General features: G+C 55.4%; 17 protein-coding genes. 4 read left to right on the top strand and 13 right to left on the bottom strand.

Annotated features, from left to right (window positions below; all coding sequences use genetic code 11):
- Positions 1-147: 147 nt before the first annotated feature.
- Positions 148-1,314, bottom strand: coding sequence for an iron-containing alcohol dehydrogenase (locus AYW79_RS12830; RefSeq protein WP_067566681.1), 1,167 nt, complete (start codon positions 1,312-1,314; stop codon positions 148-150).
- 165 nt (positions 1,315-1,479) lie between these two features.
- Between AYW79_RS12830 and AYW79_RS12835 the strand changes: the two genes are divergently transcribed.
- Entirely contained in the window at positions 1,480-1,662 is a 183-nt protein-coding gene (locus tag AYW79_RS12835) for a YjzC family protein (protein ID WP_067566682.1), read from the top strand.
- A 28-nt stretch (positions 1,663-1,690) separates the two neighbouring features.
- Here the strand turns inward: AYW79_RS12835 and ispG are convergent, their stop codons facing one another.
- The gene (ispG, locus tag AYW79_RS12840) at positions 1,691-2,776 is read right to left on the bottom strand and encodes a flavodoxin-dependent (E)-4-hydroxy-3-methylbut-2-enyl-diphosphate synthase (protein WP_067566683.1); all 1,086 of its coding nucleotides are present in this window, start codon (positions 2,774-2,776) and stop codon (positions 1,691-1,693) included.
- 144 nt (positions 2,777-2,920) lie between these two features.
- Between ispG and AYW79_RS12845 the strand changes: the two genes are divergently transcribed.
- Positions 2,921-3,370: a peptidylprolyl isomerase gene (locus tag AYW79_RS12845; protein ID WP_067566685.1), complete on the top strand. Its 450-nt coding sequence runs from the start codon at positions 2,921-2,923 to the stop codon at positions 3,368-3,370.
- A gap of 50 nt (positions 3,371-3,420) precedes the next feature.
- Here the strand turns inward: AYW79_RS12845 and AYW79_RS12850 are convergent, their stop codons facing one another.
- Complete coding sequence (locus tag AYW79_RS12850; protein WP_067566687.1) at positions 3,421-4,278, bottom strand: sulfurtransferase; 858 nt, start codon at positions 4,276-4,278, stop codon at positions 3,421-3,423.
- Between the two features lie 136 nt (positions 4,279-4,414).
- Here AYW79_RS12850 and AYW79_RS12855 point away from each other — a divergent pair, with 136 nt between their 5' ends.
- Positions 4,415-5,785, top strand: a complete 1,371-nt coding sequence (locus AYW79_RS12855; RefSeq protein ID WP_067566689.1) for a dipeptidase — start codon at positions 4,415-4,417, stop codon at positions 5,783-5,785.
- 77 nt (positions 5,786-5,862) lie between these two features.
- Here AYW79_RS12855 and cyoE read toward each other — a convergent pair whose 3' ends face one another.
- The 8 genes from cyoE to AYW79_RS12895 all read right to left on the bottom strand — a co-directional run bounded on the left by cyoE (position 5,863) and on the right by AYW79_RS12895 (position 14,338).
- Entirely contained in the window at positions 5,863-6,801 is a 939-nt protein-coding gene (cyoE, locus tag AYW79_RS12860) for a heme o synthase (RefSeq protein WP_067566690.1), read from the bottom strand.
- Positions 6,802-6,868: 67 nt separating this feature from the next.
- Positions 6,869-7,723: a COX15/CtaA family protein gene (locus AYW79_RS12865; protein ID WP_067566691.1), complete on the bottom strand. Its 855-nt coding sequence runs from the start codon at positions 7,721-7,723 to the stop codon at positions 6,869-6,871.
- A 389-nt stretch (positions 7,724-8,112) separates the two neighbouring features.
- Positions 8,113-8,922 (bottom strand): lipoyl protein ligase domain-containing protein, encoded by an 810-nt coding sequence (locus AYW79_RS12870; RefSeq protein WP_179123107.1) that lies wholly within the window; start codon positions 8,920-8,922, stop codon positions 8,113-8,115.
- Between the two features lie 15 nt (positions 8,923-8,937).
- Complete coding sequence (locus AYW79_RS12875; RefSeq protein ID WP_067566694.1) at positions 8,938-10,044, bottom strand: MBL fold metallo-hydrolase; 1,107 nt, start codon at positions 10,042-10,044, stop codon at positions 8,938-8,940.
- 105 nt (positions 10,045-10,149) lie between these two features.
- Complete coding sequence (locus tag AYW79_RS12880; RefSeq protein ID WP_143216205.1) at positions 10,150-11,286, bottom strand: trans-sulfuration enzyme family protein; 1,137 nt, start codon at positions 11,284-11,286, stop codon at positions 10,150-10,152.
- Positions 11,287-11,288: 2 nt separating this feature from the next.
- The gene (locus AYW79_RS12885; protein ID WP_067566698.1) at positions 11,289-12,452 is read right to left on the bottom strand and encodes a PLP-dependent transferase; all 1,164 of its coding nucleotides are present in this window, start codon (positions 12,450-12,452) and stop codon (positions 11,289-11,291) included.
- A gap of 13 nt (positions 12,453-12,465) precedes the next feature.
- On the bottom strand, positions 12,466-12,840 hold the full coding sequence (locus AYW79_RS12890; RefSeq protein WP_067566703.1) for a DUF423 domain-containing protein: 375 nt from the start codon (positions 12,838-12,840) through the stop codon (positions 12,466-12,468).
- Between the two features lie 61 nt (positions 12,841-12,901).
- Positions 12,902-14,338 (bottom strand): amidase family protein, encoded by a 1,437-nt coding sequence (locus AYW79_RS12895; RefSeq protein ID WP_067566705.1) that lies wholly within the window; start codon positions 14,336-14,338, stop codon positions 12,902-12,904.
- Positions 14,339-14,474: 136 nt separating this feature from the next.
- Between AYW79_RS12895 and AYW79_RS12900 the strand changes: the two genes are divergently transcribed.
- On the top strand, positions 14,475-15,113 hold the full coding sequence (locus AYW79_RS12900) for a nucleotidyltransferase family protein (RefSeq protein WP_067566707.1): 639 nt from the start codon (positions 14,475-14,477) through the stop codon (positions 15,111-15,113).
- On the opposite strand, the gene AYW79_RS12905 is transcribed toward AYW79_RS12900, so the two are convergent.
- On the bottom strand, positions 15,110-16,156 hold the full coding sequence (locus AYW79_RS12905; protein WP_197467727.1) for a VWA domain-containing protein: 1,047 nt from the start codon (positions 16,154-16,156) through the stop codon (positions 15,110-15,112). The genes AYW79_RS12900 and AYW79_RS12905 overlap by 4 nt on opposite strands.
- 112 nt (positions 16,157-16,268) lie before the next feature.
- Entirely contained in the window at positions 16,269-17,171 is a 903-nt protein-coding gene (locus tag AYW79_RS12910) for an AAA family ATPase (protein ID WP_231884548.1), read from the bottom strand.
- Positions 17,172-17,191 lie beyond the last annotated feature (20 nt).

Below are 17,191 nucleotides of genomic sequence, written 5' to 3' on the forward strand. Positions count from 1 at the left end.
TCACGATGGACACCCTTGGCCTAAGCTAATGGCTACTGCTACCCTCACCATTCCGGACTTTCACCGTATAGACAACGCCCATGCCGGGCGCACACAGAAGACGCGCCTTCAAGAGAAGGCGCGCCCTACGCACAGCGTGAATCTTGATTAGAGGCTCGCTTTTAGAATCGCAAGAACATCGCTCTCACTCAGCTTTTTGTAATTCCCGAGTGTTCCCATGCGCACAGCGTGTGCCGCCATTTTGCCGAGATGCTCATCTGGAATGTCGTAGTCTGCGAGTCGCTTTGGCGCGCCAATACTGTCAAAGAAGGAGCGGACAGCCGCAATCGCTTCAAGCGCCACCGCGTGCTCGTCTTTGCCGCTTTTTTCGATGCCAAAAACGCGCGTTCCGAGTTGCGCGAACCGCGCGGTCCCTTCGCTCAATACGTGCTTCATCCAGTTTGGAAAAAGGATGGCAAGCCCTCCGCCGTGCGGGATGTCATAATAGGCGCTGACCTCGTGCTCAATGCCGTGTGTCGCCCAATCGCCGAGCATCCCCATCGCAATCATACCGTTGAGCGCCATTGTGCCGCAGTACATGATCGTTTCGCGCGCCGTTTCATCCTGCGGATTCTCAAGCACGCGCGGCGCGTATTCAATGATCGTGGACATGACCGACTCACAAAGCCGCTCTTGAAGGGCGGTGTTTGGCGTATGGGAGAAATACTGTTCGAGCACGTGACTGAACATATCCACAATGCCATAGGTCGTCTGTTCGCGGGAAACGGTAAACGTGTTCGTTGGATCGCAAAACGAGAATTTCGGGAATGTGTGAACAGAGCCAGAACCAATCTTCTCATTCGTTTCCCAGTTTGTAATAACACCACCGCTGTTCATTTCAGACCCTGTCGCGGCAAGCGTCAGAATCGTGCCGAGTGGCAGGGCGCACTCCGGCCGCTTTCTCGTGCTATAGAAATCCCAGACGTCGCCATCATACAGCGCACCGCCGGCAATCGCTTTAGAAGCGTCGAGCACCGATCCGCCGCCAACGGCGAGGATCAATTGTATGTCGTGTTCGCGGCAAAGCGCAATCCCTTTTTTCACCGTCGTGAGACGCGGGTTCGGCTCAATTCCAGATAGCTCAAACACCGTAACGCCGCCATCTTTTAACAAGTTCATCACGCGGTCATAGAGACCAAACGATTTGATGCTACCACCGCCGTACACGAGAAGCACGCGCTCGCCATACGTGCGCACCTGGCTTAGCAAATTCTTTTCCAGTTGATCTTTCCCGTAAAACAGTTGTGTTGGATTGTAAAATGCGAATGCATTCATGACAGACACCTCCCGAAAGACTTACCTTTTTAACCTTACCATCTTTTTGTTTGTGCATCAAATGGCGAGCTAAAACGCACGCTACCCTCAGGATGTTGGCATCATTATGCATCCGTGCGCTATCAAAAGACACGGAGAATTGCTGTGTGAAGCGAGGTGAAGAATTTGGGAGAGCGCACCTTATTCGTTGGGGGCGATCAAGCGCCAAACGACGGCTTCTATGTCGAAGTGAGTGAGCAGCGTCACGGTTCCCCTGTAAACGACCCAAAAGGCATTCAATTGAAACAAGGAGACCACTTTCCATCGCTCAGCGATAAAGATCGCAAGTGGACACTCCGCCGCAAGTGAAGATGAGCGTCCTCGTAAAAAAACCGGGTCAGCGAATTGACCCGGTTTCTGCAAAGCGTCGCGCGAGTGTGTCAATCTCTCGCTTTAATTCCGAGACAAGTTCATGCTCAGGCACTTTGCGCACAACCTCACCGTAGCGAAACAGTAGACCTTCACCGCGCGCTCCGGCGATTCCAATGTCCGCCTCACGCGCTTCGCCTGGCCCGTTTACAGCGCAGCCGAGAACAGAGACTTTAATCGGTGCCTTGATGTTTTGTACATATTCTTCAATCTCATTCGCAATGGAGATCAGGTCAATATCAATCCGCCCACACGTGGGACAAGAGACGAGTGTGACCGCGTTTGAGATGATCCCAAATGTTTTTAGCAGTTCCCGCGCCACTTTGATCTCCTCAACCGGATCGGCTGACAGCGAAACGCGAATTGTGTTTCCAAGCCCTGCCGCGAGCAATGTGCCAAGCCCTGCCGCGCTTTTGATCGTGCCGCTAAAAAGGGTGCCTGACTCCGTGATTCCAAGATGAAGCGGATAAGAAAATGTGCTTGCCGCGAGTTTGTACGCGTCGATCGCAAGATTGACATCTGACGCTTTCATCGAAACAATAATGTCGGTAAAATCAAGCGACTCAAGAATTTCAATATGATGAAGCGCACTCTCAAGCATCCCTTGCGCCGTCGGATAGCCATAGCGTTCAAGAATGTGCCGTTCAAGCGAACCCGCGTTAACGCCAATGCGAATCGGAACGCCGCGCGCCTTGCACGCTTTTACCACTTCTTCGACACGCTCGCGCTTCCCAATGTTCCCAGGGTTGATTCGCACCTTGTCGACGCCGTTTTCAATCGCGAGGAGCGCCAGGCGATGGTCGAAATGAATATCTGCAACGAGCGGGATGTGGATCTCCTTTTTGATCGCTTTAATCGCATCGGCCGCTTCACGCGAGTTCACCGTAACGCGCACCAAGTCGGCTCCCGCCTCTTCCAAGCGATGAATCTCTGCAACCGTTGCTTTGACGTCAGCCGTTTTTGTCATGGTCATGCTCTGCATCGTCACGTGTTGACTCCCGCCAATGGTGAGAGGTCCTACGCGAACCGGTTTGGTTTGATCACGCAAAAACATGCGTATGGCCCCTTTTTAGTCGACATTGTGATAGATCTATTATAGCGCAGCCAGAGACGTGCGACGAGTCTTGGAACAGACAGGCAAAAGACCGTATAATGGACAAGGAGACACATCACAATCGTTAAAAGGAGAATCCCCACGTTGAAAAAAGCAATCGTAGAACTCGCAAACGGCGGCACCATGGAGTTTGAGTTGTTTGAAAAAGAGGCGCCAGGCACTGTCGCAAACTTTGAGAAGCTCGCAAACTCCGGCTTTTACGACGGTCTGTCCTTTCACCGTGTGATCCCCGGCTTCGTCGCTCAGGGCGGCTGCCCAAACGGCACAGGGACAGGGGGGCCTGGCTACACCATCAAGTGTGAGGTGGCAGGCAACCCACACATCCATCAGCGCGGGGCGCTCTCTATGGCACACGCCGGGCGCGATACGGGTGGCTCCCAGTTTTTTATTGTGCACGATCGCAAGTCGACGGCACACTTAGACGGCAATCACACCGTCTTCGGGCAGGTTTCAACCGGCGATCAACACATTGAAGCGATTCAACAAGGTGACCGGATGACGTCCATTCGTGTCGTCGAACTCCCGAGCGCCTAACGCTGCACACAGCAGATTAAAAGCCGTCCATCTGATCAGGTGGACGGCTTTTAATGATCACCTGTCGCAATCGGCAGCGAATCGTCAGCACACCACTCGCTAAAACTCCCCACATATACGCGCGGTTGTTTCCCGATTTCAAAGAGTGCCATGGCAAGAACGCACGCTGTGACACCTGATCCACAAGAGACGCCAAGCGGTGCTCCATCGAGATACGGATCGAGAATATCCCGCAGTTCAGCTTCGTCGCGCAAGACCGCAGGGGCGCTGTAGAGGCTTGTAAAAGGAACGCACACCGCGCCTGGAATATGCCCCGCTTTGCGATCGATGGGCTCAATCTCGCCGCGATAGCGTTCAGGCGCGCGCGCGTCAAGCAGATGCTGCACACGACGTACCTGAGAAAGACGTTGGACGTCGGATTTGTCGAGAATCCATTCCGCTTTGAAGGTAGAAACGTACATAGGGGTTAACGGATCAGCCTGTGGAACAGCGCCAGTTTCAAGTACGCCGCCTGCCGCGTGCCACGCCGCGATGCCCCCCGTGAGAACGCGCACATCGTGATGACCGTATAACCGAAGCATCCACCAAAGGCGCGGTGCCATATCCCCCAACGCATCGTAGACGACTACTCGTGACGCTTCGGTGATTGATACACGCTGCAAGAACGCGGCAAACGCTGCTTCTTTTGGAAGCGGATGACGCCCTTCACCCGGTCGTGGCGGCCGCGATAAATCTTCTTCAAGGTCTGCATAGTGAGCACCTGGAATGTGCCCCGCACGGTAGGCGTCACGTCCAGCGTCGGGCGCGCCGAGCGCAAAACGACAGTCGATGACGACCACACCCTGATCATCCAGATGCTGTAAAAGCCACGAAACACTGCACTGGGTTGCTGAACGTTCGCGATTCATTGTCCACCCTCCAAGGGATGCGCCAGGATTTGCCCCGCGACTTGCGTAGCGACAGGTTTCACAAGAAATGCTTCTTCGTTCTATTGTACAATGAAGTGGACGCACGTACATGCTTATGCACAAAAAGGAGGCACTTATGGCATCGATTGAAGAAGAACTAGAGCGCGCGCGCGACGCGCAAATCGAGGAATTATCTTCTTTCTTGAGAATTCCAAGTATCAGCACGCTTTCTTCACAGCAAACCGAGATGAGACATGCCGCAGCATGGCTCGTCGAAAAAATAAAGAGGGCCGGTTTCACAGACGTTGAGGCGCTTGAAACAGGGGGTCACCCAGTCGTATTCGCATCCTTTCACGCAAGTGACGATGCGCCTACCATCCTCATGTACGGCCACTACGACGTGCAGCCAGTCGACCCCCTGGAACTCTGGACGACACCGCCATTTGAGCCTTCCATCCGCGATCATCAATTGTATGCGCGCGGCGCATCAGATGATAAGGGACCCGTTTTTCTCCACATCCTCGCACTCGAAGCGCTCATTCGCCGCAAAGAGTTGCACGTCAATGTCAAACTGTGCATCGAAGGTGAAGAAGAGTGCGGCAGCACACACCTCCCCGCATTCCTTGAAAAGAATGCGGAACGCCTGCGCGCTGACGTGCTTTTGATCTCTGACACCACGATGGTAGGCCCGCTGCAGCCGGGAATTTGCTATGGCCTGCGCGGACTCTGCGCGCTCCAAGTTGACGTGAAGACAGCCAACTCTGATCTGCACTCTGGACTCTACGGCGGCGCCGTGCCGAACGCACTACACGCAATCGTCGAACTGCTGGCGTCGCTTCACCGCGCGGATGGGAGCGTTGCCGTAGAAGGGTTTTATGATGAAGTGGTGAGTCTCACATCGGATGAGCGCGCCGCACTTGCCGAACTTCCCCACGATGATGAAGCGTATCGCAAAGCACTCGGACTCACTGCACTTTACGGTGAAGAGGGCTATACGACGATCGAGCGGTCAACCGCCCGCCCAACGCTTGAGATCAATGGTCTCTACGGCGGCTTTCAAGGCGAGGGTACGAAAACAGTGATCCCACACGCGGCGCACGCAAAAATCACATGCCGTCTGGTCAATCAGCAATCCCCGGATGTCATTCAGGAAAAAGTGAAGGCGCACCTCTTGGCTCACGCGCCGAGCGGCGCGAAACTCACAGTGACATTGCAGGATACAGGCAATCCATATCTCGGATCGTTTGACTCCCCCGCCGTAGAACTCGCCAAACGGAGTTACGAGCACGCGTACGGAGTACAACCGCACATGACGCGGATGGGGGGGTCCATTCCAATCGTTGAAGTGTTTCACCGCGTTTTAAATCTCCCTGTCGTCCTCATGGGTTTTAGCCTGATGACAGAGAATTTCCACGCGCCAAACGAACACTTCTCGCTCGAAAACTTTGATCGCGGCATTCGCGCGCTCGTGCACTTTTATCGAGAGGCTGCCACTCAGCTCAAATAACACGCAAAAAAGAGCCACGCAGCTAACGTGCGCGGCTCTCCTATATTAATTTTATCCTGCGACTCCGTGGTGCTCACTTACACCGCGCTGATCACCATCGCGGCTGCCATGACCATTAAGTAGATCAGCGAGAACTTGAACATCTCAGTTGCCCACGCCACGTCATCGGTCGCGCGATACCCGCGCACCGCTTTAACAATCCACCAGAGACCCAAAACAACTGCTGTGGCGAGATAAAGCAGGCCAACGGCGTGTGTAAAATAGAGCAGCGTCGACACAGGCAGAAGAAGAACCGTCCAAAAAACCATCTGACGCTTTGTCGCATCGAAACCGTATAAGACCGGAACGAGCGGGATACCCGCCGCCGCGTATTCTTTTACGCGTCTCATACCAAGCGCAAAAAAGTGTGGCGGTTGCCAAATAAACATGAATGCAAAGAGCAAGAAAGCACTCCAACTGAGCGAATTGCTCATCGCTGTCCATCCGATTAGCGGAGGCATTGCGCCGGATATACTTCCAATCACCGTACTGAGCGACGTGGTGCGTTTGGTAAGCCTCGTATAGACAATAACGTAAAAGAACAGTCCGATAAAGGCCATGAGCGCCGATAACCCATTCACATACAGGCCCAGCATCAAAATGCCGAGCGCCGCAAGCGCGGATCCGAGCGTAATCACAGACCATGCAGGAAGGCGATTGTTCGGAAGGGGTCTCTTCATCGTGCGCGACATCAGTTGGTCAATATCGCGGTCCATAAAGTTGTTCATCGCGCATCCACCCATGACGACAAGACTGCTGCCCGCCAAGGTTAGCATGGTGGTTGAGAACACTGGATGGCGCGTCGCGCCGAGCCAGATGCCAACGAACGTCATCATTGCATTTGACATCGTGATTCCCGGTTTTGTCACATTGATCAGATCGCGCATGATGCGCTGATACGCTTTCTTAGGGTCGATCTCGGCTAGCGCCATTGCCGTTGCATTTGCATCTGAAGAAATCACTGCCTGATCACTCATCGATTCTACACCCCTTTGACTACAACTTCTGCGGGACGGCACTCTCTTCTTTTACAAAAAATCAAGCTCAAGAGTGTGCCGCCACAAGCGCCTTTTCTCTCTTTTCGCGAACCTTAACACGCACCGACGCGAGATCAAGCAGCACAAGTGCCAAAAAGTACGCGACCACAGTTACCAACGCCGTGGCGCCTGCAAAGTGCAGCGTATCAGAAATCACGGACAGCTTGGTTTGCAGTGTGATGATACCGAGCACAATCTGATAAAACAATAGTCCGACCAAGGCGATCGACAACCCGCGATATTTTCCTTGTTTTGCAGACACGATCACAACCCACGCAACGGCCCCCGTCACAAGCGCTGTAAATCCAACATGCAAAATGAGCAAAAAGATCGATACGGTGAGGTTTGGCATAACGTGTTGGTGATGGCTCAAAAGGTATGCATTTTGCCCATACAAAGCCTCACTGTAGCCACCGTGACGGAAAAAACCGCCGATCAACGCCTGAACAAAAATCGTCGCGGTCGCCCACAGTACAGGCTTGCGAAACGGTTTCGCGTCGTTTGCCCGCGTCGCCAAATCCTGTTCGAGGTTTGCCGTTTTCAATTGCCGGTGCTCGCGCCACCCAACCGCCGTCATCGCAGCGAGAACACCCAAGAGAATCATGCTATTCCCGACATCAATCGTCGTGAATGCGCCAGGCAATACAAGAACAACAATCAGCGCGCCAAGCACCACCTGCGTCGCCAAAAAGAAGAAAGATAAGATCGAGAGTCGACGAACAAGGCGATCGCCACGGTGAACCCACCACATGCGTATAGCATTGACAGGAATGAGCACACTAGCGAGAAACGCAACCAATCGATGAATGTACTCAACGAGTACCAAACCGTGCAGCGGCGGAATGAGCGTGCCGTCGCACAAAGGCCAATTCGGTCAGACAAAGCCTGCATTAAGCCCGACGACAAGCGCGCCGAGAACCGACAATAAGAAGAGAAAAACGGTTGTCGCAAGCGGCAACTTATATCCCAAGGGAGAGCCCCTCCTCACATGCATACAAAAAGACCATTATGCATGTCATCATGGCCTGCGATGCTTATTCTACTATGAATCAATCACCACAGAAAGCAGAAACATCCGCCTGCAGTTCCAGTAACATCAATCGTCCAGTCTCTACCTTCAAGCGAGGATGCATCCGTTCTGTAAGCGTTTTCTCCCTCCTCCACCAGACAAAAATTGCGCGCCAAGCGCATCGTCCACAATGAAAGATTCATAATATCAGCCTAACTATAGCACACCCCTATCCATATCGGTCAAGGTGAGAGCCGCCGAAGCGCATCTTCTTGTTCATCATGTGTAGGTTCAATCACCGCACGCAGCGTCCAGTAACGCGCGAGTCCATGCTTGATATGCGTGATCAAGCGCTCCGACGAAGAAGCCGCTGCACAGCCAAACGATAAAAGATCCCCCACCGCGTCATCCGAAACGTGCGGCACCCACGCCTCCCGCCCAGTGGTTGCATGCTGATAAAACGAGCGAATCAACGCCGCGCGCGAAACGCTTGCAGGGGTCACATTGAGCGCAGCGCTAACCTGCACGACGCCGCGCAAACGCCGCTGCGCGAGCCCCGCGACTTTTACCCCACCGATGTGCAGGTCATATCGCCCAGGGCAATAGGCCTGCGGAACCTCCCCCACTTCAATGGAGAGAGGCGAGAGTAATTCACAGAGCAGCTCCGCCATCGCGCGAAACGCGGTTTCAATCGGCACATCACGCGGTGTCATATACGTCAGATTCAGCACCCCGCGATCAAGCGGTACAGCCAGTCCGCCAAACGGGCGCACGACCGTCTCATAGCCAACCGCGCGCAGATGATCCTTACCTTTTTGCAGGAAAGGAAGCGCGCGCTCCCGTCCTCCAAGAAGTACCGTCGCTGGTCTTTGCCAAATATGAAAAAGAGGCGACTGCACGCGGCTCACGACGCGCGCAAATGCCTCTTGTCGAATTAACTCCGCCAATCCGTGAGAGCCTTTCTTATGCTCCGTGACGTGAAACATCAGCGAGAGAGGTGACGCGACAGGCGCCAACTCTCTCACCCACGCACTTTTTTCTTGATCGCTCATCATACCGACTCACTTTCACAGTCGGATCTCTCGCTCAAGCGCTTTTGCATCGTGCGCCTCAAGCGCAATCTGCCCCGTGTTAATGCGCATGATTTCATCCGAAATCGGATGAAGCTGCGACACAAAGTCACGTGGATGATCGGCAAAAGAAAGCACATTCGAGACGCCAAGTCGGCGCGCGCCAGAGCGAATCTGTCCGAGGGTTGTTCCTATCATCCCATTTTTTGAAACCTCTTGCACATCCGCGAAGTGACCCGGCCAAATCTGCATCTCGTCAGGATACGCCTGGAGCTCGCGCAGAATCGTGTTGGTCGTTTTTTCTGCCCACTCTTGCGCAACGCCTGGCAAGTCAGGAATTCCCACTTCGCCGACCATCAGCGCATCCCCCGTAAAAATCCCAAAGCGATCCAAGACCACGAGGGAGTGTCCCGCTGCGTTCCCTTCCGTGTCAAGTGTGATAACCCGCGCATCAAGCGCGCCAAAGCGCAGCGTCCCCCGCTTCAGTCGCGTTACACGCATATCTGTTTGATGAACCTCGCGCTGCACCATCAGATACTCCGCACGCGTCACCTCGAGCAGCGCTTTTGCACCCGAAATGTGATCCGTGTGAACGTGTGTGTCGAGCACAACCTCAATCTTGCTGTTCTCACGCTCGGCAAACGCGAGATACGGTTCAATAAAACGGATCGGATCGATCACGGTCACCCGATGCGCCGAGGCGAACGCATAGGAGAGACATCCCGTTGCCAGCCGCTGAAACTGTACGAGTTTGACCTGTGCGTTTACAAGCAAGGTCGATTCGATGACAAACTCATCCCACGCTGTGTAGCCATCCAAAAGGACGGTCACTTCATAGCCCTTTTCCAAAAGGCGATCCGCGACCTTTTTTGCGGTGGCGTCGTGCAGCGTTAAAAAAATAACACAGGTGCGGGTGGGCAGGAGTTGATCATTGACCTCATCCGCTTGAAAGTCATAATAAGGCACATCGATCGCGGCGAGCGACCGCCCTTTGATCATCCAGTTTTGAAACACGTTGCGCGACCGCACATCAAGCACACTGAACGTTTCGCCACGCATCATCCGCTCTGCCATGTCACGCAGCGCCATTGTCGTTATCGCCATAGGTGAACCCCCCATCGGTCTTGCGGCACGATGTTGCTCGTACTACTATGCGCCAGACCTTCACCCATCATGCGACGCGGCGGCACACCGTCCGCACACCGTTGCTCAAAGTGCTGCGAACGCTTGGCGGAAGTCCTCGATTAGATCCTCGATATCCTCAAGTCCCACCGACATGCGTAAAAGTCCCGCTGTTATTCCGCGTTTCTGGCGTTCTTCCTCCGGCATCGCGGCGTGGGACATCCTGATTGGATAGGAGAGAATGCTCTCTACCGCACCAAGACTCACGGCAAACAGTGGCAGTTTCAGTCGCTTGACGAACGCGCGCACCGCATCCTCATCACGCAGTGTAAATGAGAGCAGCGCGCCAGGACCTGTCGCCTGACGCATGTGGGTAGCGTGACCCTCGTGCTCTTTAATCCCCGGGTAATAAATGCGTTGCACCTGCGGTTCTTCCCGCAAAAATGCAGCCAGGCGGATCGCCGTCGCTTCACTTTGCCGCATGCGCACGCCGAGCGTCTTGATGCCGCGCATGACGAGAAAACAGTCCTGCGGCCCGAGCACCGCGCCAAACCCGTTTTGAATCAGGTACATCTCCTGTGCGAGCGCGTCTGAATTCACCGTCGCGACACCCGCGATCACATCTGAGTGGCCGCCAAGAAACTTCGTTGCAGAGTGCAACACGATGTCTGCACCCAGTTCGTGCGGTTTTTGGAAATACGGTGTCATGAACGTATTGTCGACCATCGTCACGGCGCCGGCGCCTTTAGCAATCTCAGCACAAGCCCTTATGTCAATGATTCTCATCGTCGGATTCGAAGGTGTTTCAAGATACACTGCCTTGGTGTTTGGTCGAAGTGCCCGCGCGATATTTTGCGGATCGGTCGCATCGACAAACGTCGTCTCGATGCCAAGGCGTGTGAACACGCGTGTCAATGCGCGAAACGTGCCCCCGTAGAGATCCTCACAAGCGATGACGTGACTGCCCGAAGGGAGGATCAAAAGCGCAGCTGTGATCGCGGCCATCCCCGACGAGAAGGCAAATCCACGCACGCCCCCTTCGAGCGTCGCGACGATGTTCTCAAGCGCCGCGCGCGTTGGGTTCCCAGAGCGGGCATAGTCATAGAGAACCTCGTCGTCAAACCCCTGATGAAACGTGGACGCCTGATAAATGGGTACACTTGACGCGCCATACAGCGGATCGACCTCATTGCCTGTATGAAGATACTGCGTATCCGGCTTCATCTTCATCGCGCGTGCACCTCCTTACCTGCCACCTCAAGCGCCTGCGCGAGATCCGCCGTCAGATCATCCGAATGCTCAATACCGACAGAAAAACGCAGCAAGCGATTGGTGATGCCAAGGGCGCTGCGAATCGCTTCAGGGATGTCGGCGTGCGTCTGACGGGCTGGGAACGTGAGCAGTGACTCCACACCGCCAAGACTCTCGGCAAACGCGATCAACTGCAAACGTTCGAGAAACGGCGCCACCATCCGCTCGTCGATCACATCAAAGGAAACCATCCCACCGTACCCTGACGCTTGCCGCTCCTGCACCGTTTTGCCGGGGTGTGACGCAAGCCCTGGGTAATAAACTCGCTCAACCAGCGGATGCGCATCAAGAAAACGGGCGAGTTCCTGCGCGTTTTCCTCGTGTCGCTGCATCCGCAGTCCAAGCGTCTTCATTCCACGCATGAGAAGGTAGGAATCGTCCGGCCCTAAGACTGCGCCGATCGTGTTTTGATAAAAGTAGAGGCGATCCGCCATTTCTTTTGTTCGCGCAACGACGAGCCCAGCCAGCAGGTCGTTGTGTCCACCGAGGTATTTGGAGGCGGAGTGAAGGACGATGTCCGCGCCAAGCGTAAGCGGCTTTTGCATATACGGCGTCATAAACGTGTTGTCCACAATCGTCATCATGCCATGTTCGTTCGCGTATGCGATACACGCTGCGAGATCGGTGATTTTCATCGTCGGATTGGTCGGCGTCTCGATAAAAAGCGCTTTGGTCTGCGGCGTCGTCGCCTGCTCTAGCGCCCCTTCCAGCGCAAAATCAAGATAACTCACCGCGACGCCGAAACGCGCGAGCACCTGTTCGAAAAGCCGATACGTCCCGCCATACAAATCGTTTGACGCGATGACGTGATCGCCCGGTCCAAACAGGTTCATCACACAGGAAATCGCGGCCATCCCTGACGAAAACGCGAATCCGCGCTCGCCACCTTCAAGTAAGGCAATCCCGTCTTCAAGCGCCTGCCGCGTCGGGTTCGCCGTGCGCGCGTAGTCAAACCCGGTGCTCTCGCCAAGGCGTGGGTGGGCGTACGTCGTCGAGCGATGAACCGCAGAGACGATCGCGCCCGTAGAGGCGTCGCGCCGCGCGCCGAGTTGCGCCAACTTCGTCTCGATATGATCCATAAGCTGCCTCCTTTTAAAGTGAAAATGATGCGATCAACAACGTGATCCAGCCCGCCAGAAAAAACAAACCACCAAACGGCGTGATCGCGCCTAATTTGCGGATCCCAGTCATCGCGAGCAGATACAAACTCCCGGAAAAAAGGATGATTCCGACTGCAAAAAGGACACCGGATGTCGTTAATAGCGAAGAGGAGCCTGTAGTCTGCCGAACAAGCGCGATTACCCCTACGATGACGATGGCGAGCCCGTGAATCAAGTGATACTGAATCCCCGTTTGATAAACGGCGAGTTGTGCCTGTTCAAGCCGCGCGCGCAGGGCGTGCGCCCCGAACGCCCCGAGCGCGACGGCGAGAAAGAGAAAAAGCGCTCCGAGTCCGATAAAATTCAAGTGAGTGCCTCCTCGTCAGCGATCTCATCCCATGCGGCGTGATCGTATGAGCCTTTTGCCGTCACGTGAGATCAGGCGCCACGCGGTGCATCGTCCCTTGCTCATACGCGTACGCCATGCGAATCAGCTTCGCTTCCGTAAACGCGGTCGACGTAAAGGTCACACCGAAGGGACAGCTGTTTTCAAGCTTGCCACCCGGAACGGTGATGGATGGGTATCCCGCCTTAGCCGCGATCGCAGCGCCGTAGTTTGCTGGAAACAAAAGCGCGTCAAGCGCATGCTCCCGCAAAACGTGATCGATTCCCTCTTCGCGTGCGTAGCGCAAATCGCGAAGACGCGCCTTTAGATAGTCCGGATCGGTCAGACTCCCTGACGTCTCCTCACTCGCAAGCAAGATCGCCTGCCCATAGCGCAACATGCGCTCTTTGTCGGCATCGTTAAACGCGATCAATTCCTTGAGACTGTGCACCGGTAGACGAGGGTCGACCTTGCGCAAATAACTGTTGAGCGCTGACTTAAACTCATACAAGAGCACCTCGTATCCGTTCTCGCGCTTTGCGCTCAGTTCAATCGGGTCGATGACCACCGCACCAAGGCGTCGCACATCTTCGATCGCGCGCTCCATGACTGCCGCCTGTTCCGCGCTCAAGTGCTCATAGTATCCTGCCCGCGGAACGCCAAGGCGCACCCCTTCCAGTCCACGTTCCAAAAGGCACATCCGATAATCAGGCGTTGCACCGGCTGCCCCTGTCGCAGGGTCGCGCGGATCATACCCGACGATCGCCTGCAAAAGCAGCGCTGCGTCAGCCACAGTCTTTGCCATCGGGCCCGCGGTATCTTGGCTATACGCAATCGGAATAATGCCGTAGCGGCTCACAAGCCCCACCGTCGGCTTTATGCCGACCAGCATGTTTTCAGAAGATGGACTCAAAATGGAGCCTGACGTCTCTGTACCAATCGCCGCCACGGCAAAACCTGCCGCAATCGCGGCGCCAGAGCCAGAACTCGACCCGCCAACGTCAAACGCGCCTGGCCCGTATGGATTATTGACTTGTCCCCCGCGCGAGCTATAGCCACTTGGCATCCCTTCTGCCATGAAGTTCGCCCACTCGGTCATTTTCGTCTTGCCAAGAAGGACCGCGCCCGCCGCGCGCAAGCGGCGCGCGACTTCTGCGTCCTCCAAAGCGTACGATTCTGCAAGTGCGAGAGAACCTGCACTTGTATGCATGTGATCGGCTGTATCCACGTTATCCTTAATCAGAATTGGAATGCCGTGAAGCGGTCCGCGCGCCCCTGTCCGCTGGCGTTCGCCGTCAAGTGCCGCCGCGATCGAAAACGTGTCCGGATTCCACTCTGCGACAGCATTTACCCCCGCGCCAAGCTTATCGTGCGCCGCCACCCGCTCTGCAAATGCGGCCACAAGTTCATAGGAAGTGAGTCGGTTTTGCTGCATATCCTTTTGCAACGATTCAATGGACGCTGCGGTTACATCGATCATGTTGGTGTGTCACCCGCTTTCGCGTAGAAACGATCTATGAAAATGTCGCGAGACCGTATATGATGTCCACTATATCGACTTTGGGAGCGAACTTCCACTGTGTTGTGATCGGAGCAGCCTCAGGAGGAATGTGACAGTGGTCTCAACGGAACAGCGCACAGCGGCAGTCATCCTCGCGGCAGGAAAGGCTACGCGCATGGGCGTGCCAAAGGTGCTTTTGCGCGACGACGCGGACGAATACCTCTTCTCCTATGCGTTTCACGCGGCGTGGCAGGGAGGGTGCCGCCCAGTTATCGCAGTCATCAGCGAGCACAGTGCTCCACTCGCGGATGATCCCGCCTTTTCCCGCGCGCGCTTTGTGCGAAATCAGTGCGCCATAGATGGCATGGCCACAAGCCTGCGGGCAGGTGTGGACGCGGTGCCAAGCGACGTAAGCAGCGTCATGATCCTGCTCGCCGATCAGCCGTTTGTTACGAGTGAGCTGATCGCACGTCTACGCGCCGCGCATGTACAGCACCCTGGGTGCGCAGTAATCCGCCCTGTCTTTGTCGACGTGCCCGGCCACCCGATCCTCTTTTCATCCCGCCTCATGAAAGAGCTTCGCGCGTGCCAGGGGGACGTTGGCGCGCGCCACCTGTTGCGCCGCTATGAAAAAAATACGTTGACCATTCTCGCGCCTAAAGACACGCGAGCACTTGACATCGATACACCGGAAGACTTTGCCCAGTACAAAAGGATACGTGCGTCTCTGTACACGGATCATCCGATGGATTAACGCAGACCTGCCAAATAGGCGTCTGTCAGTTCATAAAACGTTTGTGCGCTGTACGCGACGGTAGCGCTTCGCCGCAAATGCGCAACCCCGCGCGGCGCGTCCACATCGTTTTCCGGGATGACACCGGGATAGATCCAGACGAGCGGATGAGCACGCAGCGCAAGTGCGCGCACCGCTTTTGAAAAGGCGTCCTCACTCCCAGTGAAAAGGCCGTCTGTTACGAGCCACACTTGTGCCGCGCGTTGTAAAAGCGGTTTTCCTTCGCGGCGCATAAAGCGGGTGAGCGACTCCGTCAGGCGCGTACCACCCTCTGCGTCTTTAGCCACTCGATACGCATCGCAAAGCGCACGGTCCCGCGCCTGCGCGGAGAGCACGCGCGTCAAGCGTGTCAACTCGACGCTAAACGCAAACACTTCCACCTGTTTACTACGGCTCACAAGCGTTTGTGCAAAGCGCAAAAGCGTCCGCGTAAACGGCGCCATCGAACCGCTCAGATCAAGCAGTAGAATGAGCGGTTTTTTGCTGCGTATACGCGACGCATAGAACAGGTCCGTAAGCTCGCTTATCGTGCGCGAACGGCGAATACTCTCGCCGAGCAAGACACGCTTTCCGCGCCGCGCCACTTTAATCCGCCTGCTGAAGCGCAGCGGAAAGGCGAGTTGCTGTTGAAAACGCGTCATCTCCTTTTGTTCCCACGCAGTGAGTGAAACGTATGCTGAGCGCTGTGTTGCCGCAAACACACTCGCTCCGACCTGTCGGGAAAGCGGTTCCCCCGGCGCGTGCTCGCTCACATCGCCGCGAGGTGATGAGAAAAAGAGCTGTGGATGGCGATGCTTTTCCTGGCGGAAGCGAGCGACATTTGCCGTCAGGGTGTTTTGGGCGAGCCGCGTGTCCTTGACGCCGCGCAGGCTTAAAAGAAACTGGCGAAACGCCGCCTCAAACAAGGGCATTTGCCCGTGTGACTTTACAAGCGTTGCCGCGAGTGCGCTACGCAGAATGAGCGGATTGGAAAATTCGACGAGCGCGACGCTCTGCAGCGCCATCTCCTCTTCCTCTGTGCTGATCTGAAACCCAAGCATTTTTAGAGAGCGACAAAAGAGCATGAGATTGCGAAGCGCCTGCCCGTCTGACAGATTCGCCTGGTCACTCAGACGCTTACACCTCCGCGAGCAGGTGCGCCACGCGCGCGCGCCCCTGCTCCCCAGTCAAAAGTTCAAGGTCGTCCCGATACTTCAAAAGGCAGCCGATCGTGTCGCAGAGCACCGCTTCATCCAGGACGCGAACATGTAGCGCTTCGAGCGCCTGGGCAAAATAGATCGTTTCAGCGAGTCCCGGCACTTTGTAAAGCGGCTCCTCGCGCAAACGCTGGATAAACAGGCACAGGGAGCGCGTCAGGGACTGCGCTAGGTTTGGGACATGCTCCGTAACGATGCGCAATTCCTTTTCAATCGTCGGATAATCGATCCAGTAATAGAGACAGCGCCGTTTTAACGCGTCATGCATCTCGCGCGTGCGATTGGAAGTCAGGATGACCAGCGGTTTTTCCGTTGCGTGAATCGTCCCAAGCTCTGGGATGGTCACTTGAAACTCGGCCAACAGTTCAAGCAAAAACGCTTCGAATTCTACGTCACTGCGATCCACCTCGTCGATCAACAGCACAGGCGCAGGCGTTGTCGAGATGGCTTGTAGGAGGGGGCGCCGAAGCAGAAAACGCTCACTGTACACCTCTTTTTCGACACGCTCTTCCCACGATTCATCTTCGTGATCGCCCTTCCCGGCCTCGCGCAATCGAATATGCAAGAGTTGGCGCGCGTAATTCCAATCGTACAGCGCCGTCTGCCGATCGATCCCCTCATAACACTGCAAGCGAAGGAGCGGGCGTGAGAGTGCATCCGCAAGCGTTTTGGCAATCTCCGTTTTTCCGACACCCGCCTCACCTTCGAGAAAAAGAGGGCGCTCCAGGCGCAACGCGAGAAACACAGCCGTACACAGGCTGCGCTCCGCGATGTAGCCGTGCGCCACAAGCAATTCTTCCACTTGTTCAACCGACTCAAGCAAAACCTTCATCTACAGGCAGC

It is taken from the genome of Ferroacidibacillus organovorans (assembly GCF_001642725.1).
GTDB classification, from domain to species: Bacteria; Bacillota; Bacilli; order Alicyclobacillales; family SLC66; genus Ferroacidibacillus; species Ferroacidibacillus organovorans.